The sequence below is a fragment of the Nakamurella leprariae genome (assembly GCF_016918035.1).
GTDB classification, from domain to species: domain Bacteria; phylum Actinomycetota; class Actinomycetes; order Mycobacteriales; family Nakamurellaceae; genus Nakamurella; species Nakamurella leprariae.
The window spans coordinates 108,353-134,532 of sequence record NZ_JAERWK010000010.1 but is presented as its reverse complement, the minus strand read 5'-3'; the positions used below and the strand labels follow the sequence as shown (position 1 = coordinate 134,532).

General features: G+C 70.8%; 36 protein-coding genes. 4 read left to right on the top strand and 32 right to left on the bottom strand.

Annotation, left to right across the window (positions count from 1 at the left end):
• Positions 1-5 precede the first annotated feature (5 nt).
• The 30 genes from JL106_RS08245 to JL106_RS08100 all read right to left on the bottom strand — a co-directional run bounded on the left by JL106_RS08245 (position 6) and on the right by JL106_RS08100 (position 19,829).
• Entirely contained in the window at positions 6-1,271 is a 1,266-nt protein-coding gene (locus tag JL106_RS08245; protein WP_205260223.1) for a hypothetical protein, read from the bottom strand.
• On the bottom strand, positions 1,271-2,413 hold the full coding sequence (locus tag JL106_RS08240) for a baseplate J/gp47 family protein (protein WP_205260222.1): 1,143 nt from the start codon (positions 2,411-2,413) through the stop codon (positions 1,271-1,273). Before JL106_RS08240 ends, JL106_RS08245 begins: the two co-directional genes overlap by 1 nt.
• Positions 2,410-2,712, bottom strand: coding sequence for a hypothetical protein (locus JL106_RS08235; RefSeq protein ID WP_205260221.1), 303 nt, complete (start codon positions 2,710-2,712; stop codon positions 2,410-2,412). Before JL106_RS08235 ends, JL106_RS08240 begins: the two co-directional genes overlap by 4 nt.
• A gap of 42 nt (positions 2,713-2,754) precedes the next feature.
• Positions 2,755-3,000 (bottom strand): hypothetical protein, encoded by a 246-nt coding sequence (locus JL106_RS08230; RefSeq protein ID WP_205260220.1) that lies wholly within the window; start codon positions 2,998-3,000, stop codon positions 2,755-2,757.
• Positions 3,000-3,374, bottom strand: coding sequence for a hypothetical protein (locus tag JL106_RS08225; protein ID WP_205260219.1), 375 nt, complete (start codon positions 3,372-3,374; stop codon positions 3,000-3,002). The genes JL106_RS08230 and JL106_RS08225 overlap by 1 nt, the downstream gene beginning before the upstream one ends.
• Entirely contained in the window at positions 3,374-4,879 is a 1,506-nt protein-coding gene (locus tag JL106_RS08220) for a M15 family metallopeptidase (RefSeq protein WP_205260218.1), read from the bottom strand. The genes JL106_RS08225 and JL106_RS08220 overlap by 1 nt, the downstream gene beginning before the upstream one ends.
• A gap of 4 nt (positions 4,880-4,883) precedes the next feature.
• Complete coding sequence (locus JL106_RS08215) at positions 4,884-5,612, bottom strand: LysM peptidoglycan-binding domain-containing protein (protein WP_205260217.1); 729 nt, start codon at positions 5,610-5,612, stop codon at positions 4,884-4,886.
• Entirely contained in the window at positions 5,612-5,845 is a 234-nt protein-coding gene (locus tag JL106_RS08210; protein ID WP_205260216.1) for a hypothetical protein, read from the bottom strand. The genes JL106_RS08215 and JL106_RS08210 overlap by 1 nt, the downstream gene beginning before the upstream one ends.
• On the bottom strand, positions 5,842-7,371 hold the full coding sequence (locus tag JL106_RS08205) for a phage portal protein family protein (protein ID WP_205260215.1): 1,530 nt from the start codon (positions 7,369-7,371) through the stop codon (positions 5,842-5,844). Before JL106_RS08205 ends, JL106_RS08210 begins: the two co-directional genes overlap by 4 nt.
• Entirely contained in the window at positions 7,331-7,939 is a 609-nt protein-coding gene (locus tag JL106_RS08200) for a hypothetical protein (RefSeq protein ID WP_205260214.1), read from the bottom strand. The genes JL106_RS08205 and JL106_RS08200 overlap by 41 nt, the downstream gene beginning before the upstream one ends.
• Positions 7,940-8,190: 251 nt before the next feature.
• The gene (locus JL106_RS08195) at positions 8,191-8,547 is read right to left on the bottom strand and encodes an HIT family protein (protein ID WP_205260213.1); all 357 of its coding nucleotides are present in this window, start codon (positions 8,545-8,547) and stop codon (positions 8,191-8,193) included.
• A 153-nt stretch (positions 8,548-8,700) separates the two neighbouring features.
• Entirely contained in the window at positions 8,701-9,003 is a 303-nt protein-coding gene (locus JL106_RS08190) for a hypothetical protein (RefSeq protein WP_205260212.1), read from the bottom strand.
• Positions 9,000-9,197: a hypothetical protein gene (locus JL106_RS08185; protein WP_205260211.1), complete on the bottom strand. Its 198-nt coding sequence runs from the start codon at positions 9,195-9,197 to the stop codon at positions 9,000-9,002. Before JL106_RS08185 ends, JL106_RS08190 begins: the two co-directional genes overlap by 4 nt.
• Entirely contained in the window at positions 9,179-9,367 is a 189-nt protein-coding gene (locus tag JL106_RS08180) for a hypothetical protein (protein ID WP_205260210.1), read from the bottom strand. Before JL106_RS08180 ends, JL106_RS08185 begins: the two co-directional genes overlap by 19 nt.
• A gap of 38 nt (positions 9,368-9,405) precedes the next feature.
• On the bottom strand, positions 9,406-10,869 hold the full coding sequence (locus JL106_RS08175; protein ID WP_205260209.1) for a terminase large subunit domain-containing protein: 1,464 nt from the start codon (positions 10,867-10,869) through the stop codon (positions 9,406-9,408).
• Positions 10,853-11,224, bottom strand: a complete 372-nt coding sequence (locus JL106_RS08170; protein WP_205260208.1) for a RusA family crossover junction endodeoxyribonuclease — start codon at positions 11,222-11,224, stop codon at positions 10,853-10,855. Before JL106_RS08170 ends, JL106_RS08175 begins: the two co-directional genes overlap by 17 nt.
• A 101-nt stretch (positions 11,225-11,325) precedes the next feature.
• Positions 11,326-11,652: a hypothetical protein gene (locus JL106_RS08165; protein ID WP_205260207.1), complete on the bottom strand. Its 327-nt coding sequence runs from the start codon at positions 11,650-11,652 to the stop codon at positions 11,326-11,328.
• A complete protein-coding gene (locus JL106_RS08160; protein ID WP_205260206.1) occupies positions 11,649-12,227 on the bottom strand; it encodes a hypothetical protein in 579 nt (192 codons plus the stop codon). Before JL106_RS08160 ends, JL106_RS08165 begins: the two co-directional genes overlap by 4 nt.
• Positions 12,224-12,613 (bottom strand): hypothetical protein, encoded by a 390-nt coding sequence (locus JL106_RS08155; protein ID WP_205260205.1) that lies wholly within the window; start codon positions 12,611-12,613, stop codon positions 12,224-12,226. Before JL106_RS08155 ends, JL106_RS08160 begins: the two co-directional genes overlap by 4 nt.
• On the bottom strand, positions 12,610-13,077 hold the full coding sequence (locus tag JL106_RS08150; RefSeq protein WP_205260204.1) for a hypothetical protein: 468 nt from the start codon (positions 13,075-13,077) through the stop codon (positions 12,610-12,612). Before JL106_RS08150 ends, JL106_RS08155 begins: the two co-directional genes overlap by 4 nt.
• Positions 13,078-13,140: 63 nt before the next feature.
• Positions 13,141-13,734 carry a hypothetical protein gene (locus tag JL106_RS08145; protein ID WP_205260203.1) on the bottom strand — a complete coding sequence of 198 codons (594 nt, stop codon included), beginning with the start codon at positions 13,732-13,734 and terminating at the stop codon, positions 13,141-13,143.
• 41 nt (positions 13,735-13,775) lie between these two features.
• Entirely contained in the window at positions 13,776-14,192 is a 417-nt protein-coding gene (locus tag JL106_RS08140; protein WP_205260202.1) for an HNH endonuclease, read from the bottom strand.
• Positions 14,193-14,224: 32 nt separating this feature from the next.
• Positions 14,225-14,431, bottom strand: coding sequence for a hypothetical protein (locus tag JL106_RS08135; RefSeq protein WP_205260201.1), 207 nt, complete (start codon positions 14,429-14,431; stop codon positions 14,225-14,227).
• Positions 14,428-15,726: an AAA family ATPase gene (locus JL106_RS08130; RefSeq protein WP_205260200.1), complete on the bottom strand. Its 1,299-nt coding sequence runs from the start codon at positions 15,724-15,726 to the stop codon at positions 14,428-14,430. The genes JL106_RS08135 and JL106_RS08130 overlap by 4 nt, the downstream gene beginning before the upstream one ends.
• Positions 15,723-16,577 (bottom strand): hypothetical protein, encoded by an 855-nt coding sequence (locus tag JL106_RS08125; RefSeq protein ID WP_205260199.1) that lies wholly within the window; start codon positions 16,575-16,577, stop codon positions 15,723-15,725. Before JL106_RS08125 ends, JL106_RS08130 begins: the two co-directional genes overlap by 4 nt.
• Positions 16,577-16,813, bottom strand: a complete 237-nt coding sequence (locus JL106_RS08120; protein WP_205260198.1) for a hypothetical protein — start codon at positions 16,811-16,813, stop codon at positions 16,577-16,579. Before JL106_RS08120 ends, JL106_RS08125 begins: the two co-directional genes overlap by 1 nt.
• A gap of 211 nt (positions 16,814-17,024) precedes the next feature.
• Complete coding sequence (gene bet, locus JL106_RS08115) at positions 17,025-17,933, bottom strand: phage recombination protein Bet (protein ID WP_205260197.1); 909 nt, start codon at positions 17,931-17,933, stop codon at positions 17,025-17,027.
• The gene (locus JL106_RS08110; protein ID WP_205260196.1) at positions 17,933-19,003 is read right to left on the bottom strand and encodes a YqaJ viral recombinase family protein; all 1,071 of its coding nucleotides are present in this window, start codon (positions 19,001-19,003) and stop codon (positions 17,933-17,935) included. The genes bet and JL106_RS08110 overlap by 1 nt, the downstream gene beginning before the upstream one ends.
• Positions 19,000-19,368 (bottom strand): hypothetical protein, encoded by a 369-nt coding sequence (locus JL106_RS08105; RefSeq protein WP_205260195.1) that lies wholly within the window; start codon positions 19,366-19,368, stop codon positions 19,000-19,002. Before JL106_RS08105 ends, JL106_RS08110 begins: the two co-directional genes overlap by 4 nt.
• A 254-nt stretch (positions 19,369-19,622) precedes the next feature.
• Positions 19,623-19,829 carry a helix-turn-helix domain-containing protein gene (locus JL106_RS08100; protein ID WP_205260194.1) on the bottom strand — a complete coding sequence of 69 codons (207 nt, stop codon included), beginning with the start codon at positions 19,827-19,829 and terminating at the stop codon, positions 19,623-19,625.
• Positions 19,830-19,997: 168 nt separating this feature from the next.
• Between JL106_RS08100 and JL106_RS22475 the strand changes: the two genes are divergently transcribed.
• Both JL106_RS22475 and JL106_RS20845 read left to right on the top strand, forming a co-directional pair.
• A complete protein-coding gene (locus tag JL106_RS22475) occupies positions 19,998-20,423 on the top strand; it encodes a helix-turn-helix domain-containing protein (RefSeq protein ID WP_205260193.1) in 426 nt (141 codons plus the stop codon).
• A 433-nt stretch (positions 20,424-20,856) separates the two neighbouring features.
• Positions 20,857-21,855, top strand: a complete 999-nt coding sequence (locus JL106_RS20845; protein WP_205260192.1) for a tyrosine-type recombinase/integrase — start codon at positions 20,857-20,859, stop codon at positions 21,853-21,855.
• Here JL106_RS20845 and JL106_RS08085 read toward each other — a convergent pair.
• On the bottom strand, positions 21,840-22,676 hold the full coding sequence (locus JL106_RS08085; RefSeq protein WP_205260191.1) for a type II secretion system F family protein: 837 nt from the start codon (positions 22,674-22,676) through the stop codon (positions 21,840-21,842). The genes JL106_RS20845 and JL106_RS08085 overlap by 16 nt on opposite strands.
• 307 nt (positions 22,677-22,983) lie before the next feature.
• Here JL106_RS08085 and nhaA point away from each other — a divergent pair, with 307 nt between their 5' ends.
• Positions 22,984-24,396 carry a Na+/H+ antiporter NhaA gene (gene nhaA, locus JL106_RS08080; RefSeq protein ID WP_205260190.1) on the top strand — a complete coding sequence of 471 codons (1,413 nt, stop codon included), beginning with the start codon at positions 22,984-22,986 and terminating at the stop codon, positions 24,394-24,396.
• 24 nt (positions 24,397-24,420) lie between these two features.
• On the opposite strand, the gene JL106_RS08075 is transcribed toward nhaA, so the two are convergent.
• Positions 24,421-24,948, bottom strand: a complete 528-nt coding sequence (locus JL106_RS08075) for a GNAT family N-acetyltransferase (RefSeq protein ID WP_205260189.1) — start codon at positions 24,946-24,948, stop codon at positions 24,421-24,423.
• A 100-nt stretch (positions 24,949-25,048) separates the two neighbouring features.
• On the opposite strand from JL106_RS08075, the gene prfB reads away from it, so the two are divergent.
• Positions 25,049-26,149 (top strand): peptide chain release factor 2, encoded by a 1,101-nt coding sequence (gene prfB / locus JL106_RS08070; RefSeq protein WP_205260188.1) that lies wholly within the window; start codon positions 25,049-25,051, stop codon positions 26,147-26,149.
• The last annotated feature ends 31 nt before the right edge of the window (positions 26,150-26,180 follow it).

The following is a 26,180-nucleotide window of genomic DNA, read 5'->3' as shown; positions in this document are numbered from 1 at the left end:
GCTCCTCAGGTTCCGTAGGGGCCGGTGCCGTACGGCGCGGTGCCGTACCCGTTCGACTCACCCGGCTCCGGATCTGGGTCGGGTGGTGGGGTGGACCCGTCGGACGGCAACCCCAGGGAGTCGACGAACGCCCACGACCGTTGCGTGGGGCCGTCGATGCCGGCCCACTTCCCACCCGAGACGCGCACGGCACTGTCGATCTGGTCCCACGTCTGCTGCGCCGTGTCCACGCGCACGGTGAACCCAGCCGGGACCTGCCCCGTGGCCAGGACTTTCGCCACGACCCCTTCGGGTCCGCCGGCGGACTCGGCTTCGTCAGCGCGGACGCGGAGCAGGATCGTCCACGGCTCGCTCGACGCGACCACGGACACCTGCCGCGTCCCCGTCAGGTACGTCTGGGCCAGCGCGGCGAGCGCGGGGCGGGTCCCGACGGCCGGGGACTGGCCACGGGCGATCAGGAGGCGGCGGGTCTCCGCGGCCGTCGACACCGGGACACCCACGACCTGCGCCAGCCACGGCACCCACGCGTCGTCCGCGGCGGCCGGGCTGGTGAGGTCCCCGGCGTCGAGCCGGTTCCGCACCGCGCTGACCTGGTCCGCGGCCGCCCCGACGCCGGCGAGGTACCGGCGCAGCACCCGATCCTCGTCGGTGTCCCGGTACATGCGGGGCAGCGACGCCCACCAGTACGCGCCGAAGCTGGTGTCCGCGACCGTCGGCGGCACCGGCCCCGGATCCACCTGGGTGCGGGCCAGGACCGGATCGGAGATCAGGATCGGCCCCGGCGGTTCGACCCCCACGATCAGGGCGGGCGCGTCGGGCCACTGCAGGGGCCGGTAGTAGTCCACCGTCAACACACCGCCGGTGATGGCGGTGATGGTGAACGTCGGATTGAACACGGCGACGATGACACCGGTGATGTTCGCCGGGCACGTCGCGGTGACCGCGGCGCGGCGCACGCCCCACCCGAAGACGCGCGCGGCGACGGTACCGTCCTCACCGACCCACTGCATCGCGATGATCACGAGCCCGTCACACGACACCCCGGCCGTGTACGTCTCGCCCGGCGTCACCGGGATCGGCAGCGGCGCGACGTTCTCGGTGATCGGCGAGGTCGACACGCCTTCGTCCTCGCCGAGCATCACCCCGCCCTGCCCGTTGTCCGCCGCGACCTGCCCGTCGCTGAACCGGAACCAGCGGCGCATCACCGCCTGCCCACCGTCGCCCGCGTCAACCGGGAGCAGGTTCGGCGGGGTCCGCTCGAACCCGGCCATCAGGGCACGACCGTGACGGTCACGGGGATCGGTGACTGCGGCAGCATGATCGGCGACGGCGCGGTGATCGCGATCGCGGGCCCGGTGATGTCGACGACCCGGGCCACGCCGGGGACCTGGCCGACGCGGACGACGACTTCGTTCTCCCACAGCCGCTGACCCCACGGCCGCGCTGCCGGCGCCAACCACGCCTGCAGATCTGCTTGGACGGCGGCGGCGACGGCGGCCTCGGTGTAGCCGGGGGCGAGGGTGATCTGCACCCCGATGCCGAACGGTTGGAAGTCCGGGTCGATCACGTGGATCTGCAGGCCGGCGACCGACTTCCCCGACAGGGTGGATTGCACGGCGGCGGCGACCTGACCGGTGACCTCGGTGCCGTCCGGGGCGGCGACGACCACGGTGACATGCCCCAGATCCGTCCCGGGGGCGCCGGTGCCGTCCCACAGCGAGAACCCCTTGGCCCGGCCCACCCCCGGCACGTCCAAGGCGGCGGTCTCGAAATTCTCCGCGGTGACCAGCGTGTCGGTGCGGCGCCGCCGGATCGCCGCCGCCCGCGCGTAGAACACCGCGTCCGATTCGGCGTCCGCGCCACCAGCCAGGGCCGACGCGAGCTGCGCCGACTCGACCCACTGCACGACATCCACAGTCTGCACCGCGGTCCCGGCCGGGACCCCGTTCGCGGCGGCGCCAGGGTACTCGGCGGTGACGTGCACGGTCGCGGTGAGCCCGTTCGCCGGGTTGATCTGCACCTGCTCATCGCTGATCAGGTCGATGCTCGTCCCATCACCCAACGCGACCCGGAACCGTGACCCCCAGGGGAGCAGCTTGATCCCCGAGGTGGTGGAGGCGATGGTGACCTGCACGGTGCCGCCCGCGGCGATCGCCGGCAGCCGGGACACCCCGTCGAGTTGGATGACCCCGTCCAGGACCTTGCGGGGGATCTCATTCAGGCCGTACGAGTACTGCCCGATCAGCAGCGCGGCCGCCTCGATCAGCAGGACCTCGACGTGCCCTTCCTGCGGGACCCAGTCGGGGATGCGGACCCGGATCGCGTCGACCGCGGCCTGCACGAGGTCCCGCTCGGACACGTCATGCAGGGTGAGATCGACCGCGGCCGGCAGGTCCGGGTTCGGGCTGGTCACGTGCGGGACCATTCGACGGCAGCGGCAGCGGTCGTGGCGTCGGTCCACGTGGTGGTGACCGCGTCGATCACGACCCCGTCCGGGCCGAAGCGGGACACGGCGGCCTGCACGTCGGCTTTGGTGAGCTCGTCGAACGTGGGGTCGGCGATGCCGAACGGCCAGCACATGGGGCGTTCCCCGATGGCGGTGCCGATGGTCGCGGCGATCTGGTCGGTGATCTGCTCGTCGCTGCCCTGCGCCGCGGTGTGGAACGCCCCGTCTGGGGCGAGGCGCAGCGGCAACACGAGGAGGTCGGCCATGCCCGGCATGGTCACCGCGCGTCGCGGGGTGTGGTGGGACGGTCAGGCGCGTCGGGCCAGCACCAGGAACCGCATCCGGTCGCCTTCGACGGCGGCGACCCACACCCGGTCACCGACCTGCAGCGCCGGGTCGAACACGGCGGATTCGCAGCCGGGGACGCCCTGGTCGTGCCCGGCGAGCTTCGGCGCGGCCACGGTCAGCGACGGCTCCAACTGGGTGACGGTGCCGCGCCACAGGAACGCGGGCGCGGTCGTCGGCAGCGGCGGCGGTTTCGGCGGTGGCAGCATCAGCGGCTCCTCAGGGTGCGGGTCACGGTCGCCGGCCACCACGCCGACGCATAGCGGGTCGCGGGCGGACCGGTGACGGCCGCCCACCGGCGCCCGGCCGGTTCGACCACGACACCGGGCGCGGCCACCACCGCCAACCGTCCCGACGTCAACTGCAGCACCGCGCACCGAGCCGTCAACGCCTCCGCGACGGACAAGGGCTCGCAGGTGGGCAGCCACGCCCCGACCTCGACACCAGCCGGCAGCAGACGGGTCAGCAGGTCCACGCCGGTGAACGACCCCGCGGCCTGGCACGCCCAGTCCGCGGCCTCCGGCGTCGCGGCGACGGTGCATCGCCGCCACGCCGCGGCGGCCTCCACGATGTCCACCAGCATCACGACACGCTCCCCGTACCGCCGCGGGGTTCCGGGTCGACGGGTCGGCCGCACACCACGACCACCGGCCCGATCCGGGTCAACGGCGGCCGCACGTCCCGCATCACCCAGGCTCCGTTCGCCCGACCCAGCCGGCCGGTGAGGGTGACGACCTGCCCGGGGCGGGCCTTGTCCGCGTCCCCGGACAGCAGCCGCACCGTCAGGATCTCCTCGTCGCTGTCCGGGGACCACGTGTACTCCGGCATGCCGGCCAGGCCAGGGGAGTACCGGTCCCACGCCTCCCACCACAGGTCCCACCCGAGCCGGCCGGGGAGGTTCGCCAGCCACGACGGCCGCCCGAAGCAGATCGTCTGCTCGGTCTCGTAGCACCAGGCGCCGACGATCTGCGCCAGGTCGGCCATGACGTCCCACGTCGACTGCTTCGCCTGCCGGGTGATCGCCTGCGCGCCGAGGCCGGGTTGGACGAGGGCGGCAGCGCCGGCTTCCCGCGCCCGGTCGGTCACCCACTGCGAGATGTCCATCTCGCCCCAGGTGCCTTCCCCGGAGTGCCGCGGCCCCTTGAGGTCGCAGATCACCCGGGACCGGGCGGCGAGTTCCAGCACCGGGCCGTGCGCGCCGCCGGTGATGTCCAGCTTCCGCACTTCCATGTGCTGGTCACCGAAGTCGATGTTGGCGCCCTGGTCGAACAGTCCGGACGCGACGATCGCCGCGTCCGGCGTGTCCTGGATCGTGAGGGCGAGTTGCGTGACCTCCTGCGAGGAGTAGGACAGCGAAGCGCGGGTGACCCGCCGCGTGATGTTCGAGGTGAGGCCGGCGCCGTCGACGCGGATCTCGGACAGCCGGTTGTCCGCCTCGACCAGGGGCGCCCCGGTGAGCGGGATCAGGGCGACCGGCGTGACCGGCCCGACTTGCGGGAGCGGCTTCTCCACGGCCGCTGCACCGGCGCTGGTGCTGGCTCCGCCGAGCGGGGTGATCCCGGCGAGCGCCGGGATCGACAGGGGAACACCGGCCGGGGCGAGGGCCGACCCGACCCCCGCGCCGACCCCGCCGGACGCGACCTTCTGGGCGACGCGGCGCAGCAACGCCCGGTCGGTGGTGTTGATCTCGAAGTGCTGCTCGTCGACCAGGGACGAGCCGCCGTAGTTGCCGCCCCAGCGGATCGCGCCTTCGCAGTTCCGCTCGATCGCGTTGCACGCGGCGCGCTGCTGCGCGGTCATCCGCCGGACGCCCTGCGGGAAGTCGCTGTAGTCCAGGTCCTCCGCGGTGCCGGACCGGTGGTTGCTGGTGGTGCCGCCGAGCCCGCCGATGGGGCGCTTGTCGTACCCGCCGCACTGCGCGGCCTTCAACGGCGCCACCGACACGTGGAACGCGGCGGCGCAGTACAGCAGGATCGTCGCGGCGTCGTCGTCGGCGACGAGCGTCAGCGACACACCAGCCCCGGGGACGGGGTAACTGCGGGTGGCCGGATCGAGAGCCCACCCGTTCTGTGAGACGCCGGAGGCCATCAGGTCACCGCGGCGGGATGTCGAGGATCTGGCCGGGGTAGATCCAGACCGTCAGCAAGCCCTTGAACATCTCCGGTGGTTTCAGGTTCAGTCGCTCCCGGTTCAGGTCGTACAGCTGCCGCCACCGCGTGCCGTCACCCAGCAGGCGCTCCGCGATCCGCCACAACGAGTCCCCGGCCTTCACCGTGTACTTCGTCCCCACCGGCGCCGGCGAGGCGGGCGCGGCGGGCGGCGCAGGCGGGGGAGGTGGCGGCGCCGGGCGGGCGATCTCCGGACGCTCGTCGATGGCCTCCTTGAACGACCACGACAAGGTGGCCCGCTTGGGCTGCTGATCAGGGAGCCGCTCGGTGATCTCGATGTCCAGGCCGGTGCAGTACCACCAGCCGCCCGGGTCCTCGAACGTCGACAGGTTCAGCGGGCGGAGCTTGATGCCCATGTTCGCGACGATCAGCAGCACGGTCAGGACCGTGGACACGCCGTCGCCCCACACGTCGGAGCGGTGGGTGATGGTGTGCCGGAACGACAGGGTCCGCAGCTGCTTCTCCTGCACGCCGATCAGCGGTTGCAGCCCTTGCCGGCTGGCCTCCCCGAAGATCGGGGCGATCCCGCCGAGCTGCGCGCCTTCCGGGGTCATGTGCAGCGACCACAGGCGGCCTTGCTCGTCGGTGAGCATCGCCACTCGGGAGCCGTGCCGGATGTTGCTGCGCACCGCGACGGCCTGGTTGTCCACCATCAGGTCAGGCTCCGTTCCCGTGCTTGCCGCATGACCCGGATCACGGCCTCCTCTACGGCATCCGCGATCGCGGTCGGGTCGGTGGTGCCGGGCGGCACGTTGATCACGATCGCGCCTGGCTGGATGACGATGTCCCCGCCGGAGCGGCCGGCGGCGTCGGCCTTCGCGCGCGCGACGAACGCGTCCGACTCCTCCGTCGTGAGCACGGCCTCGGGCCGGTGCAGCTTGTTCACCGGGACGCTGGTGAACCGCGCCGCCGGGTCGCCCGCGTACTGGTCGTGACCCCGGCGGCGTATTGGGCGGCGGCGACCGGCTGGAACGGATTCCGCTGCTGCCCGTCCGGACTTGGGTTGGGGAGCGGTTCACCGGTGACCGGGTCAACGGGTTCCGGCTCGGGCTGGAAAGGGTTCGCTGGTGCGGCCGGCTCGTCCTGTTCCTCCTCCGGGTCGGGCTCGGGGAGGGACCAGCGGGTCCGGACGTGCTGCTTCATCCCATCATCCGCGACCAACAACCCGGCCTCGGTGAGCGTCTTGAGCTGCTCCGGGGACAGCTGCTCGGTGTTGATGTCGCCGGGCACGATCCGCGGGTACGCCTCGTCGGGGCCCCAGTTCCGTTCGACGAGGTCCCGCACGATGTGCTCGGTCGCGGTCGACGCGATCACGGTCTTCGCCCACGACCGCAGGATCCGCACGAAGTACTGCTCGAACGTCTCCCCGAGGGAGCGGGCGCCGGCGTCGTGCCCGAGGTCGAGGAACATCGCGCCGACGGACTTGGTGATGGCCTGCTGGTGGGCGGTGATCTTCGGGAGCGCGTCGACGACGGTCCCGGACACGCCCTGCAGCGACACGGAGAACCGGCCCCGTTCGTAGGCGATCCCGGCAGTCGCGCCGGCCCGGATCTGCTGCACCATGTCCTCGGCGTCCGCGCGGTCGGCGGGGTCCTGGTACTCGACAATCGGCAGGCCCATGCCGTTGCGTTCCACGGTTTGGGCGTCGACTCGGATGAGCTGGTCGGCGATCAGCCAGTGCTTGTACGCGTTCCGCAGGATGCTGGTGCCGGTCCAGTCGGCGCCCTCCTTGCCGTTGACGTACATGACGAGCCGGTCCACGGGGATCAGGACGTTCCCGGCCTGGTCCCGGCCGGGCTGGGTGCCTTGGCCCCAGGTGGCCTGCCAGTCCCCGGCGATCGGTTTCTGCCAGATCCCGACGAGGCCACCGTCACGGGCGACCTCGATGCGGTCGAGGGTGGAGGGGAGGCGGGCGCCGAGCTTCCGCAGATGCACCACCGGCCGGTCGGTGTCGTCGGGGTGCCCGGGGTCGCCGGGCATCGTGACCTCGTAGGTCTGTTCGAACGGGGCGAACCCCCACGCGAGACAGAGGAGGGCTTCTTTGAGGTGTTCGGTCCACACGATGCCGGCCTGCCCGCGGCGGCGCCGCTCCAACGGCTTCCCCGGGCCCGGGAGGCCGAGTTCGGCGCGGACGAAGCGGGCGACGTCGGCCTTCACGCCGATGGTGTCGAGGTCCCAGGGCGCGTCGAGGATGGGTTGGACGATGGCGTTGAGCGCGGATCCGACTTGCCCGTCGGTCTTGCGCATCTGGTCGTAGACGCGGACGGAGTGGGGGAACGTGAGTTCCCAGTTCTGTTCGGCGGGTTGGGGGGCGTACTCGGTGCGGCCGCGGGTGGTGGTGCGGGCGCGGAGGTTGCCGGGCTGGCCGAGTTCACCGGTGGGGACGGCGGCGGGGCGCAGCGGGGCGGTCATTGGTCGAGTTTCGGCGGCGCGGTCCGAGCCGTGGGGGAGGCGGCCGGTGGCCTGTCGCGTCCGCCGTCCTCGCCGCGCGTTCGTTCACCTTGTCGTCGTACGCCTTCTCGGCGTCGTCGACAGCCACAGCAACCAGACGCTTCAACTTGAACCGGTACCGGCGGTAGGCCCTCCCGGCGAGGACGGTGATGAAGGCACCGATCGAGTAGACGACTCCGCCCACCCACAGGAGGAGGAACGGCGCTTCGCGTGGAGGGCCGAGTCGGAGCATGAAGACGGCGGCAGCCGCTTGGATCGTCAGACCGATCAACAGCCGACGCAGGAGACGCCGCCGTAACGGCGCGTGGAGAACGACGATCGCCAGTCGCGACGAGTCCTCGGCGATCACGATCTCGAGTGCCCATCGCGCTTCCGATGAGGCGGGAAGCCGTTCGAGGATCTGTGTCTCTCGGTCGAGACGGCGCCGAAGACGTCCGCGCGCCGTCATCAGGTCACCGACGATCAGGACGCCGATCAACGCGATGATCGCCGCGACGGTTGTTGCGGCCGGCACGAGCCAGTTGTTCACCCGGCGATCGTGTCAGGCGGCGCGCACCTTGCTGGAGCAGGACCAGGAAGATGGACATGGTCGTTATCGACCCGTAGTTTCTTGACCCACGGCTGCCGAGCAGTGGACGCATTCGCCGTTCTGCCACTCGTGCCCCAACACCACACACGGGTCGGGCTCGTCGGTGCGGTTGATCATCCGGCCGCAGAGGGCGCAGCGCATGCCGTGGCCGAGGCAGTCGATGACGTTGTGCCGGCACACCACCGTGCGGGTCACTGCTGCCCGGTCCACGGAAGGTGCAGTCCGTCGTCGGTGCGACGGGGCACCACGTGCACGTGCAGGTGCCGGACGGTCTGGGTCGCGGCCTGGCCGACGCTGGTGATCAGGTTGACGCCGTCCCAGCGGAACGCTCTGGCGGCGGCGTAGACCGCCGCGTCCCCGGCGACCAGCGCGGTGACGATCGGGGACGCGAGCGCATCCGTGACGTGCTCGCGCGGGATCACGATGGCGTGCCCGCCGGTGACCGGCCGGAGCGGCCGGATGACCATCGTCGCGGCGTACTCGATTTCGACGTCCGCGGGCTCTCGGCCGGCGACGATCTCGCAGAAGATGCAGGGCTTGTCGCTCATCGGGTGGTCCCTCTCGGTGGGTTGGTTGCCGGGTGGGCGCTGGTCGCGTCGATGACACGGGCCGAAAGGAGGTCACCCGCCGACGGCCATACGTGCAGCGCCCGGGTGTACGCGGCCCCGGGGCTGCTGCGGTTGACGCCCACCCGGCAGGTCTCAGGAGGACAGCCGGCGTTGACCGATCTCGGCCTGGCACAGGCCGCACGGCACGTCGATCTGGTGGAAGTGGCCGCAGTGCAAGCACGGACCGAACGGATCCGAGCCGTGGATCTGGGACGTGACGGCGCACTCGGTGCCGTCGACCCGGTGGTGGTCGCCCTGGCGAACCGCGGTGATCTCGTCGCGCAGCTCGCTGATCTGGCGGTCCTGGCGACGGGTGATGAACAGGAGCACCGTGGCGGTCGCCAGGCCGGCGAGACCGGTCATGACCGGGGCGATGCTGTCGAGGATGGCGCTCATGCGGCGGTCCGGCCGGTGTCGGTCAACTCGAACGGGATCGGCTGGTTCACGGCGTGCGCCTCGCACCACGCCGCGTCCTCACGATCCTGCTGCTGCAACTCGATCTCGTCGGCCAGACGCGCCCCCCGAGCGAGCGCGATGAGCCCGGCGCACAGCGCGAACCAGGCGGCGATGATCAACGCGACGGTGAACATGCGGTCTCCTGCTGTTGGGTTGGGGTGACGCGGATGCCGTGGTGCCCGCGCGTGTTGAGGTCGGACGCGTAGACGTTGGCCTGGGTGGGGTCGGTGAAGTGGGACCTGACCCATGGGTCGCTGTCGGCGGTGACCACCCACCCGGTCGGCGCCTTGGTGGTGGTGTCCATGCGGCAATACTACCGCGCGGCGCGGTATTTACAAGGGGTCAGAACGCCGTCGACGCCAGACTTCCCGTCACCGGCGGCGCGGCCCTCCTGGTCACCGTCGTCGTCACCCGCCGCTTCCCACCACCCGCCAGTTCCATCACCCCGTACCGCAACGCATCCGGCGCGTGATCCTCAGCGTCGGTGTCGACGTCCTCCGGTCGTTTCGTCGACCTCGGCAACGCCGGCAGGGTGCGGATCAGGTTCGGGCACAACTCCGACACCAGCAGCCGCGGCAAGCCGTCCCTGCGGACGCGGAGCAGCTCGTCGATGGCGGCCCACCCGTCGATCCGGGAGTTGTTCGCCTTCCGCATCGACGGCCCGAAGAACCGCCGATACGTCGCCGCAACGGACCCGGGTGGTGGGGTGTCCGGGTCCAGCGGCTTCTCCGACCCGCTGGTGTGCTGGCGGGCCCACATCGCCGGGTCCATGATCAACGGCAGGGGCCGGCCCTCCGCCCGCTCACCCTCAGCCTCGGCGGCGAGGATCGCCCGGCACTGCTCCTCGCTGGTGAGCCCAGCCTGGTACAGCTCCCGGTACACGTAGACCAGCCCGTCCGGGAGCAGCCCCATCCACAGCGCGCACCACGGGGCGTCGATGCCCCAGTCGACCGCGACGATCCGCGGGTAGTCCACCAACGGCAGATCGATCATCCCGGCGTCAACCACGTGCAGGGCGCGGCGCCACTGCTTGAACCGCACCCCCTGCAGGACATCCCAGTCGCCATCGCGGAGGGCGCGGCGCAGGTCCGGGTCGGGGATCGCGTCCAGGGTGTCCTCGTAGGACGGGTCCATGTGCGGGTTGTCCGCGAGCTTCGCCGGGATGAACCTGCGGGTGCGGGGTTTCGGTTGGTCCTTCGTCGGCGGGACGGTGAACGTGGCGCCCCAGGGGGCGGGGTCGACGAAGCGGGCTTTGACCCAGTGATGTCCCGGGCCGCCGGGGTTCGTGGTCCCGATGATCCGCGACGACACACCCGCGGCTTGCATCAGGGCGAGGACCGCGCCAGCGGCTCGGGCTCGGGTGGCCATGTAGTCGAATTGGAACTCGGTGAACTGCGTCAGCTCGTCGAAGATGATGAGTTGGTATTCGGCGCCCTGGTAGTTCAGGACGTCGGTCTCCTTGCGGAGATACGCCAATTCGATGGTGGACCCGTTCTTGAACGTCCACGTGTGGTCGGTGTGGTGGTAGGTCGCGACGGTCTTCGGGATCTTCGCGAGCATCCGCGGGATGATCGTGCGCTTCAGGTCCGGGAACGTGCGCCGGAAGATGATCGACGCCGACCCCGGGATCCGCAGGGCCAGGAACACGGCGGCGGCGATGAGGAACTCGGTCTTCCCGCCGCCGGCCGCGCCGCCGTACAGCAGCTCCTTCGCGTCGTACGCCTGGTGGGCGGCGTGTTGTGGTGGTTCGGGGACGTAGGGGCGGCCGGGGTCGCCGTACTGCCACGTCTCAACGAGCGGCGGCATCGTCGGGCTCGACCCGGTGCAGCTCGATCCGCACACCCCTGCGGTCCCCGACCTCGACCCGGGCGCGTTCCTCAACCACGATCCCGTGATGGTCATCGGCGAGGATCCCCGCATCACGGAGGCCATCCAGCCACACCTTCAATGTGGGGGTGGAGGCGCCGGCATCGCGGCGATGCCGATCCGTCACCTCCCACACGATCAACGCCTCGACGGGGTAGTCGATCGGGAACGTCCACCCGTCCGCGCGGGCTTTGGCGCGGACCTGCCGGGAGCGGCCGACCCACCCGGCGTCCGCCCGGAGTGACGCCTTCACGCGGTGTTCGGCCATGTGGTGGAGGCGGTCGTTCGACTTCAACGGGGGAGCGACCCATCCGGGGATGCGAGTGACCAACGGGGCGGTCACTTCGGCTGCGGCCCGGGCGACGTACCCGATGTCGGGGAACCCCTCGACGGCGCTCACGGGGCATCGTCCTCGGGCATCGGGTGCACACCCCGCACCGCGAGGCACGCCCCGGTCCGCGGGTTGATCGGGGCGTCGCACCAGCAGCGGAACCGGCCGGCGACGTGCCGGGCCAACATCTGCCACACCTCATCGAACTGGGGATGCTGCTTCGCCCTCTTGGTGGCGATGACGTCGGCGAACTGCCCCTGCTCGTCGTAGAGCGGCTGGGCCAGCCATGCCTCGACGTCGCGCACGACCATCGGCGTGCCCATCGGGAGCGGGAACACCGTCTCGTCGACGGCGTCCATGTCGGCCTCGTCTGCGGCGATGATCGCGATCACTTCACGTCCCCCGGCATCAACGCGGCCGCCGGCAACACAACCTGGAACGGCACACCATCACCACTCACCTCGGTGCGGATCGGGGCGTCCACCCCGTGCAGCTTCGCCCGCCGCTCCTGGATCTTCACCAGCCGATCCACCGCCTTCAACCTGAGTTCGAGCTTGTCCTCGATCAGGCCGGCGACGCGCTCCGCGAGCTCGTCCAACTGCTGCGGCGTCATCGACTCCGTGTCCAGGTCGGTGAGCCACCCCAGGTTCGGTTCGCCCTGGACCAGGGGGAGGACTTGCCGCATCGCGGTGTCGAGCTGGTCGTCCATCACCTTCCGCAGCTCCTCGACGGACTCCGACTCGACCGCGGCCAACGCCCCGGAGATCGCGCGGTGCGCCCCGGAGCGGTCCCGGTAGCCCAGCTCGTCGGCGATCTGCTGGTGCGTGTAGCCCTGCGCGCGGAGCTGGACGGCTTCGGCGGCGCGGCGGCGTTCTTCGATGGCGGTGCGGCTGGTCTTGCGTCCGCGGCCGGTGGTGTTCCCGGCGCGTTTGTTGACTCGCCCTTGTGTTGACGCGCGGGCGGTCATGCGGCGCTGTCCGTGGTCGGTGGTTGATGGTGCGTGAGGCGGGCGTCGATGTATCGGTCGATCGCTTCCCACTGCGCTTGGTTGAACGTCTGCCCACCGAGTTCGACGGTGTACCGCGACTGGTCCTCCGAGGGGAACTCGATGGGGTTGGACCGTTCGACCCATGCCCGGCAGCCGTTGGCTTCGAGCATGTCGCGACGCTCCTGGGCGCCGGACTGTGACAGGAAGTGCCGCGGGTAGACACCGACCGAGGGCGGGACAAATCGGCGTTCGCCGGGGTACCCGGTGTCTGGGTCGATCCAGGCGTCGTCCGGAGGGATGAACTTGCGTGGGTAGTCGCCGCCGTTGCTGATGACGTGGATGCGGTAGATCCGGCGGGCGCTCATGCGGCGGTCCGGGTGCGGAGGCCGAGGGAATACACGGTTTGCGCGTCACGGCACGGCTGGCAGTACGGGATGTTCCGCCGGTAGTGCGCGACGTACCCGTTGCGGGTGCCGTGCTCGATCGGGGGGAGGTCCTGGATCCGTTCGGCCCACGCGGTGGCGCAGTCGGTGCAGGGGTCTTCTTGGCGGGCTCGGTGGGAGCGGAACCCGGGCACGGTGCCGCACGGGGTGCGGGCGGCGCGACGGGCCCGCTGAGTGGCCGCTGACACGCCGTCGATGATGTCGTCGAAGTCGCGGTCGGGTCGGGGGTGCGCCACGAGGGGCGAGATCCCGGTGTGGCCGAGGACTGCCTGGACGACGCGGGCGGGGATCCCGAGCTGTGTGGCGATGGCCTGATCACTGATCGGGTGGGGCGTGTCGGCGGCGGACCGGATCCGCTCGGCGACGCTGCTGGTGGTTGGTCCCATGGCGTTGATGCTCCAACGGTTGTCGGTGTGGTCGGGGGACCCCCGCGGTGTCGCGGGCGGGGGTCAGAACAGGGCTTGGTCGAGGGCGGCGGCGGACACGAGGACCTTCGCGAAGCGGCCCTGACGGTCCCGGGATTGGGCGCGGTGCCGGGTCGAGGTGTGCGGGTCCACGGGATCCACGGGGTCGCACACGCGGGTGAGGTGGGCGATGAACCCGGCCGCACTGAATCCGGGGATGCCGCCGTGCTCGGTCGGGCGCTCGTCGGGGCCGTACTGGCAGGGGGCGGGGGCGTAGAGCCGTTCATGGTCGCCGCGCTGATACCCGGGGGTGAGGTGCTTGGCGGTGGCGCGGACCTGCTCGATCGGCGGCCTCGGGTGCTGCGCCGGCAACACGCTGCTGGGGTCGATGGGTGAGGGGGTGGGGGCGAGGAGACCCCGTGCCCGGAGTGCTGCGACGACGCGGGCGAGGTTGGTGCGGGCACGCAGCCAGTCCGGGTGTTGCGGGGCGAGGTCCTTGCGGGCCTGGACCTCCAGGGCGTAGTCCACGGCCAGGGCGACGGCCTCCGGGCCGCCCGTGCGGGCCGCCTGCGCCAGGGCGGGCCGGCCGAGTTCGAGGCGGCCCTGGCCCTGGCAGATCGGGCAGTCCTCCGCGATCACGCTGGCTTCGCGGCGGGCGCATGCCGGGCACACTTTCCACGTCACGGGGTGACCCTTCCCAGAGCGACATCGGCGGCGACCTGGTGGCGGCGGCCGGCGGGGTCGAGGAGGTACCAGGTGTGTTCGGCCTGGTAGTACACCGGCCACGTGGCCGGGTCGATGCCGGATGGGACGAGCCACCCCCACCGGTACGCGTCCGCCCGTTCCAGGGTTTCGATGCGGTCGTGGTGGCGTTGGCACACCGCGATCCCGCGGTCGGGGGAGTGCACGTCGGGGTCGTGGGTGCGGCCGCCCATCTGCCGCGGCACCCGGTGGTGCGCGAGGCGGGTGAGCCGGCCACACACGATGCACTGCCACTGGTCGCGGGCGAGGATGACGTCGCGGGCGGTCTCGCGCCACTCGCGGTTCGACGCGGCCAGCCGTGCGGTGGGGCGGCGGGACATCCGGGACCGGCGCATCGGCGTGATCCGGGGGAGGGGGCCGGAGCGCTTCACGCTGACCACGCCCGCGCGAGGACGTACTCGCCGGCCAGCTGGTCGAGCCGGTCCCGCGCGGCCAGCCACGCCCCGTTCCGGACCCGCATCTCCGAGAAGGACCCCTGCCCTCGGTCCAGGCAGTTCGTCGCCGCGAGTACGGCCTCACGGGTGCGGCCGTACTCGGCGACCGCAGCCAGGACTCGGGTCTCAAGGTCGCTCATGCAGCGGCCCGCCGATTCTCGGACAGCTCCGCGTAGTAGTTCTCCGCGTCCCGGGGCATCCACGGCAACTCCCGGTGCGCCGGGTTGCCGTGTCGGATCTCCTCCGGCCAGTCCCGGTCCACGCGGGCTCCGCGCCACGGCTCCAGCATCGCCAGCTCCATGCGCTTCTTTCCCGGGTCGTCGGGGTGGCGGGTCATGCCCAGACCCACCTCAGGCCAGCCCATCCACAGCGACGCCCCGCGGGGGCGCATCGCGCGGGCGCCGGCACCGGTGGTGGCGTGACCGGCGTGCGCCTCCAGCAGCAGCGTCGCGTTGTGGCGGGTGCGGACCTGGTCGAGGACCGAGACGACCTTGCGGGCGTCCTCCTCGCTGTTCGGGTTGCCGAGGGCCATGCGGTACAGCGACCCGGACACGATCAGGTCCGGTGACGTGGCGGCGGCCTGCCGGGAGAACCACACGGCGTCAGCGGCGAGGAGGTCGATGCCTTCGGGTCGGAGCGCGATCCGCAGGTTCGACCGCCACGACCGGGACTGCAGGATCCGGTCGATGACCGGGATGATCATCGCGTACCCGATCTTCGACTGGACCAGGTTGTTCTCCAGGTCGATGTGCAGGACGCGGGCGGGGTCGGCGACCCGTTCCAGGGTGAACGGGTGCAGACCGGCGGCGGTGCACGCGGCGACCTGCCGCAGCATCACCGACTTGCCCTGCCCCTCCAGGCCGGTGATCACGACCCGTTCCCCACGGCCCAGCAGGCCTGGAATCAGCCACTGCTCGTGGACTTCCGTGGCCATGACGTCGTCCAGCGTCGGCGGCAAGGTCGTGACGGCCTGGTCAAGCTGGTCGGGGATCCCGGCGAACGCGTCGACGCCGTGGGCGAGGAGCTCGTCGAGGTTGTGGAACTCGCCGGTGTCGGCCATCGCGTCCAGGCGTTGCGCGAGGTCCATGGCGGTGGTGCGGGCCTGACGCATCCGGGCGGCGCGACGCACATTCGCGGCGTACTCCGCGGCGTACCGGGGCTGCACGACGCCACCGGACAGCGACAGCAGGTAGCTGGCCGGGAGCTGCTGGACGAACTCGCCGCGGGCCCGGACCTGTTCGGCGACCAGGATCGGGTCGATCGCGTCGCCGCGGCGGGACATGTCGATCAGCAGCGCGGCGAGGGACGCGTGACGGGCCTGGGCGAACTCGTCCGGGTCGAGCATCCGCAAGGCGGGCAGAGCGATGTCAGGTTCGATCAAGACCGAGCCGAGGAGGGCGCACTCGGAGATCGTGTCCTGCACGAGCGTGGTCATTCCTGGAACCCCCGGAACTGTCGGACCGCGGCCGGGCGAGCCCCGACAACGGCGGCGCGGCGGGCGGATAGACGATCAGCGGCGTAACGCATCCCGTTACGCCACGTCCCGACCCAGTCGACCTTGCAGCCCCTCGTACCGCCGAGACCGCGCCAGAAGTCGACGAACTGCTCGGTGGCTTGGTCGACGTCGACGCCGGGGACCTTCTCGGCCGCCCAGGCGCGCATCTCCGGGGTGATCACGAACGGCTCCGGGACGCGGGTACCCCGGGTCCGCTTGACGGTGCGGTCGGGTGCGGGCTGGACGGGCAGCAGCGAGGGCGGATCGGGTTCGAATGGGTCGATCTCGCCCCCCTCGTCTGAGGGGGGTTGGGGGGTAGTTATAGGAGTGGAGTGGAGTGGAGTGGAGTGGGGGTTGTGACTCACGCTTTCGTCACCGTGCCGCGGGTTTGTGACTAACGCGTGAGTCACAGGGGGTGTCACGGGGTTGTCACGCGTGACAGAACCTTCTGACCTGCGGTTTCCCCTTGAACGGCGTTGTCGTTCGCGGTTGTCCTCGCGCTTCTGCTCGACGACTTCCCGCACGGGCTGCCCGTTCTCGGCCCACTGGTGGAAGCGGTAACCCTGCTCGGTTTCCTCCCAAAGTCCGACGGAAACGAGCGTCTCGACGTTCCGCCGCGACAGTCCCAACTCCTCCACGATGTAATCGGGGATCTCACCGTCGGTCAGTTTCGCGGCCGACCAGTTCCCCGCGAGCACCCAGGTGCCGCACACCGACTCCCGCTGCCGGCGCGGGATGCGCAGCACCTTCGGGTGCTCCCGGAAGTTGTCGTCCACGAGGAAGTACGGCATCAGACGGACGCCTCCGTGGCTTCGTCCCGCAGGTCGGCGATGACCGTCCGGAGCGCGCTCAGGTCAGCTGTCGTGACCCATCCCTTCTCGGACAGGTGCGACAGCCAGAATGCGGCTCCGGCTGCGTCCAACAGTTCGTGCACAGGGACGCTGTAGGTGTAACCAGCTTCGGGCACGGGGATGCCGACGTTCTCGTTGTTGAGACGGATCCACGAACCCCATCGGTGCACGGTCATGCGCACCCCCATCTCTTGAGTTGGCCGCTGCTGTGCGGCTCAGGGCGGAAGAACCGCTCCGACAGATCAGGGCGGCCAGCGCGCCGGCACGCGGCGATCACCGACGCCCGCCGCACCCCCAACCGGCGCGCCACCATCTCCGCGTCCGTCGTCGACATGAGGCACACCTCGATGTCCTCGATCGTGTCCGCCAACGGCCGGCCCCGAGACATCAGGTCGTCTCCGGGTCCTCGACGACCTCGCCATCGACGACGTCGTCCTGGGCTGCCTTCTCGCGCTCGGCGATCCTGGCCCTCACCTGCTTGCCCGCGGCGACGATGCGGGCGACGTGGACCTGATGCCCGGCCTGCACCGCCATCGCGTGCAGGTCCAGCAGCCCATCGAGGTCCTCGTCGCGGATCGCCTCGGCGACCGCCTCGTCGAAACCTTCCGGCAGCGCGGGCGGAGGCGTCGAGCCCTGATCTGCCCCCGGCGCAGCCGGGCCGCCGATGGCCGCGGCCTGATCGGCCTGCGACATCTCCTCGGACGTGTAGATCCCGGAGAGGTCCTGCGGGAACGCCTTGCGCAGCGCGAGGGCCTCCGCGACCTTCGCGATCATCAGAGCCGGCTTCTCCGCCCACATGCGGGTCAGGCCGTCCCTGGTGGTCTGGGCGTACTCCCGGAAGATCGCGACCGCCCACAGCGGCTCCCGGAAGTCCTGGCGCAGCACGGCGACCCGCGCGGCGGCCGGGGGCTTGTCGGACAGCCACACGTCGCGCCACTGCCCGTCTTCGCCGCACCACTGCGGACCGAGTTGCCCGACGTACTTGCCGGTGCGGTCAGCGACCAGGCGGAGCCCGTCGATGCCGGCCTGGATCGTGTACTTCGTCGTCCAGGACTCGGAGCGGGTCTTCGGATCCCACTGCTTGGCCTTGCGGCCGATCATGTACAGCTGCCGGGCGAACGGGTCGAGGCCGGTGCGCTGGCACACGTGCAGGAACACCGACATGTCACCGGCGGTGGCGTCTTCGAGGCCGAGCTGCCGCAACGCCGCCTGCTGCTCCGGAGCCCACTCGGTTTGGCCGGGGGAGACGTGCAGGGCCCCGCCCTGCTGCTTCTCGATCGTCGTGCTGGTCGTCATCACTTCGCTGCCTTCGGGAAACCGCCCAGGGAGCGGTAGGGGGTCACGGTCGTGTAGGGGGTGACGTCGACGTCGGGCAGCAGGTCGGCGGCCATGCGCTTGTAGTCGACGGTGCGGCGGGTGGCCAGCGAATACCGGAACAGCCGCTCACCGCTCGGGGCGAGGACCTCCGCGGCGTCACCGGCTGCGACGCGCAACCGGTTCTCGACCTGGTCCAGGTCGACGGTGAGGTCCTTGATGCGGGCCTTGTACGCGGCCCGGTCAGCGATCAACGCCTGGATGACGGACGGGTCCTCCACGGTGACCGACTCGGTCTTCGCCTGCGGGTAGCGGGCCTTCACCTCGGCCGCGGTCACGGTGTCCCACGTGATCGGCGGGGGAGTTGCGGTCTTCACGTGGGCCCAGAACGTGCCGGCGAGCTCGGCGAGGACGGCCTGCTCAAGCTCGTCCTGGTGGACGGCCCAGTACGTCATGCGCCGGTCCTCAGCGATCAGCGCGCACACCCACACGTGGGAGCGACCGGACACGAGGAGCTGGTGCAGGCACTGCGTCAGCCACGCCGGCGGCAGGGTCCAGCCCGCCCGGTTCGTCCACGGCGAGTCGTGGTCCTGATAGGTCCGCAGGTACCACGTCGACGTGTGCTTGAACTCGGCCAGGCCACCATCGCTCGTGAGACGGTCCGGCGACGCCAACAGGTGAGGATGGGCGCGGTTGCGGAGCATCCCGACGCGGCGCATCGCCACACCCAGGTGCCGCTCCGCGTACTTCTCGATGATCGGCTCGATGTCGTTCCCCAACTGCAACGACAGGTCCTCATCGGCGTCGCGCTCGACGTCAGGTGCGTCGTCGGCGGCGGGGAAGTCGACCTTCTCCTGCCACCGCCCGAACACCGTCTCGCCCGAGTACCCGTGGCCGGCGAGGACGCGGGCGTCCGTCGCGGTCACACCGGTGCGGCGCAGCTCCAACCAGGCGTCCCGGTCCTCGGCCATCCTCGCGGCCGACATGACGACCGTGGCAGCGGGGATGGCGTAGTTCGCGGCCGTGAGGGGCGTGATCGTGGCGGCGGTCATCGCGCGACCCGCTCAGCCAGATCAGCACCCATGACCAGGACGTCCGCGATCCTGCGCGCCTCGACGGGGGTGAGCCACGCCAGGTCCGTGAACCCCGTGCACGGGAGCCACGGCATCCGCACTTCCAGGATCGGGGTGGGGTCGCCGACGTTGTGACGGTCGATGTTCCCGGCGGAGTCCGCCCGGGTCTGGATCGTGATCATCGGGACCGACGGGTTCGGTTCCTCCCACTCATCAACAACCGTCGCTGCCTCGGCGGCAGCGCGCTGAGCGCGGAGCGTGTTGAGGCGGGCGAGTGCCATGCCCGCGGCGGCGATCGCCTCTTCCTTCGTGGGGCGGGACGGCCCCGGCGACTGGCGGTTCATGCCGCGCTCACGGGCAGCAGGCCCTTCCGGATGAGGTCGGCGCGATGGCCGGCGTCCAGCGCGAGGTCCAGGTGGTGCCGCGAGATCCTCAGCTCCCGGAGACATTCGAGATCCATCGCTCTCGCGTGCCTCTCAATGTCTGGGGTGGTTGCTACGGTGCTCATGACTGGTTCCCTTCGGTGACTCGGGACGGCTCTGGTCATGGCCCGGTTGGTGGTGACACACCAACCGGGCCGTCTGTGTTGAGGCAGGGGTCACTCGCCGACGCGAGGAAGAGCGGCGAGGTACGCCTCGAAGCCGTCCACGGGCACGAGCAGGAACTTCCCGTGGCGGACGGCCGGGATCTGGCCGGAACGGATCAGTCGCCGGATGCCCCACTCGGACTGACGGGTGATCTGAGCGACCTCACGCACTTTGTAGAACCGCAGTTGCTGCGGTTCCGCGGGTTGGGTGCTGGTCATGCAAGGAATCTACTGCACAGATCCTGCACAGTGCAACACCATGCAGCAATCTGCGCGGCAGCTACGCCGAACGGCGCGTAGTCGGCTATGCACCTAGCGCTGCGTGATCAGCACGTGTGCAGTCTCGTGCAGTTGGCGTGCTGTCTGGTCCCGTGTCACTCTTAGTGAGTGACAGCCGAGGAACTGGTGCAGACGCAACGACGACTGGGGGTCAGTCAACGCGAACTCGCGGCCCGACTCGGTGTCAGTCCGCGTCAGGTCGCTTACTTTCTGTCAGGGCAGAAACCAATCCCAGCTGCGGTTGCAGAGCGTGTGCGCAACCTCGGTACTCGGCGCGAAAACACGAACGTTTCACTGGCCGACGCCACTGATGCCCAGCTAATCGCCGAACTCGCTGGACGCTTGGGGCGAATCACCCATCTCACTGATCTCGTCAGAACCGCATTCCCGCAGGTAGTTGCCCAACCAGGTCCAGACTCTCAAGCTCTGATCGAGCGACTAGCTCGGGAATTTGACCTACGGCCAGTGATCGGTCACGGTTCGGTAACCCGACCATCGGGGGACGCCGATACGACGACCGCCCGTTCAGGATGAAGCGATCTTGAGCACCATCCGAGGGACTGGGGAGACACGGAGTGATGACGCCGGAGTCGGCACTTAACGTGGCGTGGCACGACGGACACGGACACGGATACACCAAGGGGTTCGCCGCCGGCTTCCAAGCTGCCCTCGCATTCGCGCTAGACGACGAACCCGCCGACACAGCAGCCGAGGCAGACATCATCGACATCGCATCTCTCCGACAAGCTCGCCGAGACCGCCGCAAGGCCAACTGACGGTGGGGCACGTCGGCGACCTCTGGACGAAGCCCGGCCCTCCTGACTCGCGCGGTCGGGCCACTCGTGCAAGGACTGCCCGCTGGGGACAGGGCAAGCGGTGGGTCGCGGTCTGGGACGCGAGCGGTCGGCGCCGCACCAGATCGTTCGAGCTCAAGGACCAAGCCGTTGCCCACCTCGCAAGGGTGGACGTGGACCAGCGCGCCGGCACCTACGTCGCCGACTCGAAGATCAGCGTGGGCGAGTACGGCGCCCGGTGGCTCGCCTCGCAGCTGCAGCACCGCGACCGCAGCCGCGACACCCTCGACAACCGATGGCGCTTGCACATCGAACCCCGCCTCGGCGAGCACCGCCTGCAGGCCGTCACCCGCGCCGACGTGCAGGACGCCGTGAACGCCTGGGCCGACCGACTCGCCCCAAACAGCGTCCTGGGGATCTACCAGACGCTCGCCGCGATCCTCGGGTCGGCCGTCGAGGACGACCTGATCCCGCGCACACCATGCCGGAAGATCAACCTGCCGATCGTGCTGAAGCACCGGGTCGTGCCGCTCACCGTCAACCAGGTGCACCACATCGCCGAAACGATCCACCCGTCGTCTCGGGCGATGGTGCTGCTCGCCGCGGCGAGCGGCCTGCGGCTATCCGAGCTGCGCGGCCTCACTGCCGACCGTGTCAGCTTCCACCCGGACGGCACCGGCACCGTCCGCGTCGACCGTCAGCTCGCCACCACGACGCCGACCTGGGGCCCGCCGAAGACACCACGATCGGACCGGTCGGTCCGCATCGACGCCCTGGCCGCCGACGTCGTCCGCGACCACCTCGTGCGGTTCTCCCCGCACCCGTCCGGGCTCATCTTCACCGGGGTCCGCGGCCTGCCGCTGTCCCGCTCGACGTACTCAGACATGTGGCAGAAGGCCACCACCGGCCTGGTGCTGCCGGAGTCGCCGTCCGGGCGAAGCGGGTTCCACGACCTGCGCCACTTTCACGCCTCGCTCCTCATCGCGGCCGGCCTGTCGGTGACCGCGGTCGCCGACAGACTCGGGCACAAGAACTCGCGCGAGACGCTCGACACGTACGCGCACCTGTGGCCGAACGACGAAGACCGGGCGCTCGCGGCGCTCAGGGATGGATTCTGGGAGCAGACACAGAGCAGATCGCTGCACATCGTTGCTGGTCAGAGCGTTATCTGACCGATCCGGACCATCAGCCGATAGGCCAGCACCGACAACCCGGCCCCGGTGACCAGGATGACCGCGCCGACGGGAGTGTCGTAGGCAGCCAGCGTCTCCTGCTGGGTGGCCAGCAGCATCAGCACCAGCCACGGGGCCGCCACCGCCATCCGGGCCGCGTTGACCGACCAGGACTGCCGGGCGAGCAGTTCGGCGCGGGTGCGCGCGTCGTCCCGCAGGAACCCCGAGAGCGTCCCGAGCAGCCGGCCGAGATCGGTGCCGCCGACCTCGCGGGCGACCCGCAGCGACTCGCAGATCCGGTCGCCCACCGGATCGGCCAGGGCGGCCTTGAGCCGGTCCAGGCTGTGGTCGAACCGGCCGCTCGCGCGGTAGTCGGCGCCGAAGGCGAGGAAGGGCTCCCGCAACGGCTCCGGGCCTCGGATGCCGACTCCCGCCAGAGCCTCCGGCAACGACAATCCGGCCCGGACACCGGAGGTCAGGTTGTCCACCACTTCCGGCCACAGCTCCCGCAGGTCCGAACGACGCTTGACCCGCAGCCGGTGCACGAGCAGCCGGGGCAGCGTGGCGCCGAAGGCGCCGAAGACCGCCGACACCACGAGCGACTGGGTCAGGATCACCGCCACGACGGCGACCAGCAGGGCGGTTGCGAGCTGGGCGGCGATCAGCTGACCCGGTCGGAGGCGGGGGAGGCCCGCCTGCAGCAGCAGTTCCTGGGTGCGTTCCCGCGAGACGCGGCGGGCCCGTCCGGACGGCGTCACGGTGCACCCGTGCCAGACGAGCAGCACCCCGATGCCCACGACGAGACCGAGCAACGACCCCACTGCCGGACGCCTCCTCGCGAACCCTCGATCACCGCGCCCCGGGCCCGCGAGACGCGGCCTGGCGGCGACGGAGACAGACGCTATCGGCGGCCCGGCGGGCTTCGGAAGGGTCGTCACTCGGCTGTGGACAACCCGCTGACCTGCGAAGGAAGGCGTACCGCAGGATCCTTCGTCCGTGGCGGCCATCGCCCGGAACGGGTGGACGGGCAGGTCTTCGCGCCGTGGGTGCCGTGCTGTGTGTCGGCTCGGGGTCCCGCGCTGCTCTAGGCTAGGACCCGGTGTGCCGGGAAGTCTGGTCGGCGGAGCGATGGCGCTCGCCCTGACCCGTCCCACGACCTCGGCCGCCCGGCCGGGAGAGGCGCGCCCGTTGACCGACCAGCCGACCGACCAGTCCCGTCCCACCGGCCCCGACCGGCCGCACCTGCTGTCACGGGGCAGCTGGCCCGAGGCCCGCCGCATCGCCGCCCTGCTCCGCCAGGAGACCGTGGGCGGGGCGCTGCTGCTGGTGGCCACCGTCATCGCCGTGGTGTGGGCCAACTCCCCGTGGGCGCAGTCGTACTTCGACCTCGCCGCGGTCAGCTTCGGCCCGGCCGCCCTGCACCTCGACCTGACCGTGGCCCAGTGGGCCGCCGACGGGCTGCTGGCGATCTTCTTCTTCGTGGCCGGCCTGGAGCTCAAACGGGAATTCGTGGCCGGCGACCTGCGGGATCCGCGCCGCGCGGCCGTGCCGATCGCGGCGGCGATCGGCGGCATGGCCGTCCCGGCGCTGATCTACGTGGCGTTCAACGCCGGCGGCGCGACCGATGGATGGGCCATCCCCACGGCCACCGACATCGCCTTCGCGCTCGGCGTGCTGGCGGTGATCGGCAGCCACCTGCCCACCGCGCTGCGCACCTTCCTGCTCACGCTGGCGGTCGTCGACGACCTGCTGGCCATCACCGTCATCGCGATCTTCTTCAGCTCGGATCTCGACCTGACGATGCTGGGGCTCTCGCTGGTCCCGCTGGCCCTGTTCACGGTCGCGGTGCAGTGCCGGATCCGGTCCTGGTGGCTGCTGCTCCCCCTGGCCGCCGTGACGTGGGCGCTGGTGCACGCCTCCGGGGTGCACGCCACCGTGGCCGGCGTGCTGCTGGGACTGGTGGTGCCGGTCGTCCGATCGCAGCGGGCCGGAGGCCCGGGCGCCGGCCCGGGCCTGGCCGAGCACTTCGAGCACCGCTTCCGACCGATCTCGGCCGGCATCGCCGTCCCCGTGTTCGCGCTGTTCGCGGCGGGCGTCCCACTCGGCGGGCTGGACGGCATCGGCCGGGCGCTGGCCGATCCCATCACCCTGGGTGTCATCGTCGGCCTGGTGCTGGGCAAGCCCATCGGCATCCTGGTCGCCACGGCGGTGACCGCCCGGGTCACCCGATCCAGACTCTCCGACGAGCTCAGCTGGACCGACCTGCTCGGCGTCGGCCTGCTGGGTGGGATCGGCTTCACCGTCTCGCTGCTGATCGGCGAGCTGGCCTTCGGTCCGACCGAGTCGGGCGAGCACGTGAAGGTCGGGGTGCTGGCGGGTTCGTTGCTCGCCGCGCTGCTGGCCGCCGTGGTGCTGCGGCTGCGGAACCGGACCTACCGGCGCATCGAGGCGCTGGAGACGGTCGACGCCGACCAGGACGGCATCCCGGACGTCTACCAGCAGGGGGACCGCCGCGGACCGGAACCGAATCCCGGCGACTGAGACCGGCGACCGAGCCCGCGGGCGTCAGATCGACCGTCGCGCCGCCAGCAGCCGCGGATCACCGGCGCCGGCCGGGGCCGGCCGGGGCGGCTCGAAGCCGAGGTGGGCCAGGAACCGCCGGGCGGACGGGCCACCGCCATCGGCCTCGTCGGGATCGAACCAGACGTGCAGTTCGGTCACGCCCTGCCGGCGCAGCAGGTCGATCATCGCATCGGCGACGGCGGTCCCGATGCCGCGGCGGCGCGCCTCCGGGATGATCGCGAAGACGCGCACCGTGCAGTCACCCGATCGGGGATGGTGCCGCAGTCCCTCGATCACTCCGACGGCACGGCCGTCCAAGCGCACGGCGTGCACCTCCTTGCTCGCCGGGTCGCCGTCCGGGGGAACCGCCAGCCGCACCAGGTGCACGTCGCGAGCAGCCGGTCGCGGGGACAGCGCCGCGAGGATCCCGGTGCCGCAGGCGTCGATGACGTCCTGGACGTCCGTGTCCGCGGCCCGGTCCACCTCGTGCACCGCGACCTCGTGACCGGACACTTGAAGCGTCAACGGCATCGGTCGATGGTGTCATCGGGGGCCGCGACGGCACGGTCCCGCGTTCGGGCGAACTCGGACCGACCGGGCCACCCGGACGGGACGCGTAGGCTGTCAACTCGTGAATCTGGACGACGCTGCGGCCCTCAAGGCACTGGACACCACGCTGACCAGCATCGAGACCGTCGTGGACGTGCCGAAGCTCCAGCGGTCCATCGCCGAGCTCTCCGAGCAGGCCTCCGCACCGGACCTGTGGAACGACCAGGACCGGGCGCAACAGGTCACCAGCGCCCTGTCGCACGCGCAGGCCGAGCTCAAGCGGATGGTCGAGCTCCGGCAACGGATGGACGACCTCGGCGTGCTGTTCGAGCTGGCCGACGAGGACCCGGACACGCTGCCCGAGGCCCACGAGGAACTGACCGCCCTGCAGGGCGACGTCGACGCGCTCGAGGTCCGCACCCTGCTCTCCGGCGAGTACGACGCCCGCGAGGCCCTGGTCACCATCCGGTCCGAGGCCGGCGGCGTCGATGCCGCGGACTTCGCCGAGATGCTGCTGCGCATGTACCTGCGCTGGTCCGAGCGGCACGGATATCCGACCCAGGTCTTCGACACCTCCTACGCCGAGGAGGCCGGGATCAAGTCGGCCACCTTCCAGGTCAAGGTGCCGTACGCCTACGGGACGCTGTCGGTCGAACAGGGCACCCACCGGCTGGTGCGGATCTCGCCGTTCGACAACCAGGGCCGCCGGCAGACCTCGTTCGCCGGTGTCGAGGTGGTGCCGGTGGTCGAGACCTCCGACCACGTGGACATCGACGACAAGGAGATCCGGGTCGACGTCTACCGCTCGTCCGGGCCGGGTGGCCAGGGCGTGAACACGACCGACTCGGCGGTGCGCATCACGCACCTGCCCACCGGGATCGTGGTCTCCTGCCAGAACGAACGGTCGCAGATCCAGAACCGGGCCTCGGCCATGGCGGTGCTGCAGGCCAAGCTGCTGGAGCGGCGCCGGCAGGAGGAGAAGGCGACCATGGACGCCCTCAAGGACGCGGGCAACTCCTGGGGCAACCAGATGCGCTCGTACGTGCTGCACCCGTACCAGATGGTCAAGGACCTGCGCACCAATTTCGAGGTCGGCAACCCGACCGCGGTCTTCGACGGCGAGATCGACCCGTTCATCGAGGCCGGCATCCGGTGGCGCCGCGAGGTCGAGCAGGACGCCTGACCACCGTCTGATCGGTCGCGGTGTGATCGGT

What these genes read in the sequence shown, in the direction of transcription:
- JL106_RS08110 (WP_205260196.1), bottom strand. Translation starts at nt 19,003, where the DNA reads ATGACCGCCGCCACGATCACGCCCCTCACGGCCGCGAACTACGCCATC.
- bet (WP_205260197.1), bottom strand. Translation starts at nt 17,933, where the DNA reads ATGACGACCAGCACGACGATCGAGAAGCAGCAGGGCGGGGCCCTGCAC.
- JL106_RS08215 (WP_205260217.1), bottom strand. Translation starts at nt 5,612, where the DNA reads ATGGTGGACAACCAGGCCGTCGCGGTGCGCAGCAACATCCGGCACGGC.
- JL106_RS08230 (WP_205260220.1), bottom strand. Translation starts at nt 3,000, where the DNA reads ATGCTGCCACCGCCGAAACCGCCGCCGCTGCCGACGACCGCGCCCGCG.
- JL106_RS08075 (WP_205260189.1), bottom strand. Translation starts at nt 24,948, where the DNA reads ATGCCGTTGACGCTTCAAGTGTCCGGTCACGAGGTCGCGGTGCACGAG.
- JL106_RS08120 (WP_205260198.1), bottom strand. Translation starts at nt 16,813, where the DNA reads ATGACCGTGCACCGATGGGGTTCGTGGATCCGTCTCAACAACGAGAAC.
- JL106_RS08185 (WP_205260211.1), bottom strand. Translation starts at nt 9,197, where the DNA reads ATGTTCACCGTCGCGTTGATCATCGCCGCCTGGTTCGCGCTGTGCGCC.
- nhaA (WP_205260190.1), top strand. Translation starts at nt 22,984, where the DNA reads ATGGCGCTCGCCCTGACCCGTCCCACGACCTCGGCCGCCCGGCCGGGA.
- JL106_RS08150 (WP_205260204.1), bottom strand. Translation starts at nt 13,077, where the DNA reads ATGGGACCAACCACCAGCAGCGTCGCCGAGCGGATCCGGTCCGCCGCC.
- JL106_RS08100 (WP_205260194.1), bottom strand. Translation starts at nt 19,829, where the DNA reads ATGACCAGCACCCAACCCGCGGAACCGCAGCAACTGCGGTTCTACAAA.
- JL106_RS08220 (WP_205260218.1), bottom strand. Translation starts at nt 4,879, where the DNA reads ATGGCCTCCGGCGTCTCACAGAACGGGTGGGCTCTCGATCCGGCCACC.
- JL106_RS08205 (WP_205260215.1), bottom strand. Translation starts at nt 7,371, where the DNA reads ATGACCGCCCCGCTGCGCCCCGCCGCCGTCCCCACCGGTGAACTCGGC.
- JL106_RS08175 (WP_205260209.1), bottom strand. Translation starts at nt 10,869, where the DNA reads ATGCCGCCGCTCGTTGAGACGTGGCAGTACGGCGACCCCGGCCGCCCC.
- JL106_RS08135 (WP_205260201.1), bottom strand. Translation starts at nt 14,431, where the DNA reads ATGAGCGACCTTGAGACCCGAGTCCTGGCTGCGGTCGCCGAGTACGGC.
- JL106_RS08190 (WP_205260212.1), bottom strand. Translation starts at nt 9,003, where the DNA reads ATGAGCGCCATCCTCGACAGCATCGCCCCGGTCATGACCGGTCTCGCC.
- JL106_RS08160 (WP_205260206.1), bottom strand. Translation starts at nt 12,227, where the DNA reads ATGACCGCCCGCGCGTCAACACAAGGGCGAGTCAACAAACGCGCCGGG.
- JL106_RS08225 (WP_205260219.1), bottom strand. Translation starts at nt 3,374, where the DNA reads ATGCTGGTGGACATCGTGGAGGCCGCCGCGGCGTGGCGGCGATGCACC.
- JL106_RS08155 (WP_205260205.1), bottom strand. Translation starts at nt 12,613, where the DNA reads ATGAGCGCCCGCCGGATCTACCGCATCCACGTCATCAGCAACGGCGGC.
- JL106_RS08140 (WP_205260202.1), bottom strand. Translation starts at nt 14,192, where the DNA reads ATGCGCCGGTCCCGGATGTCCCGCCGCCCCACCGCACGGCTGGCCGCG.
- JL106_RS08180 (WP_205260210.1), bottom strand. Translation starts at nt 9,367, where the DNA reads ATGGACACCACCACCAAGGCGCCGACCGGGTGGGTGGTCACCGCCGAC.
- JL106_RS08125 (WP_205260199.1), bottom strand. Translation starts at nt 16,577, where the DNA reads ATGCCGTACTTCCTCGTGGACGACAACTTCCGGGAGCACCCGAAGGTG.
- JL106_RS08245 (WP_205260223.1), bottom strand. Translation starts at nt 1,271, where the DNA reads ATGGCCGGGTTCGAGCGGACCCCGCCGAACCTGCTCCCGGTTGACGCG.
- JL106_RS08105 (WP_205260195.1), bottom strand. Translation starts at nt 19,368, where the DNA reads ATGAACCGCCAGTCGCCGGGGCCGTCCCGCCCCACGAAGGAAGAGGCG.
- JL106_RS08235 (WP_205260221.1), bottom strand. Translation starts at nt 2,712, where the DNA reads ATGGCCGACCTCCTCGTGTTGCCGCTGCGCCTCGCCCCAGACGGGGCG.
- JL106_RS08130 (WP_205260200.1), bottom strand. Translation starts at nt 15,726, where the DNA reads ATGACCACGCTCGTGCAGGACACGATCTCCGAGTGCGCCCTCCTCGGC.
- JL106_RS08195 (WP_205260213.1), bottom strand. Translation starts at nt 8,547, where the DNA reads ATGAGCGACAAGCCCTGCATCTTCTGCGAGATCGTCGCCGGCCGAGAG.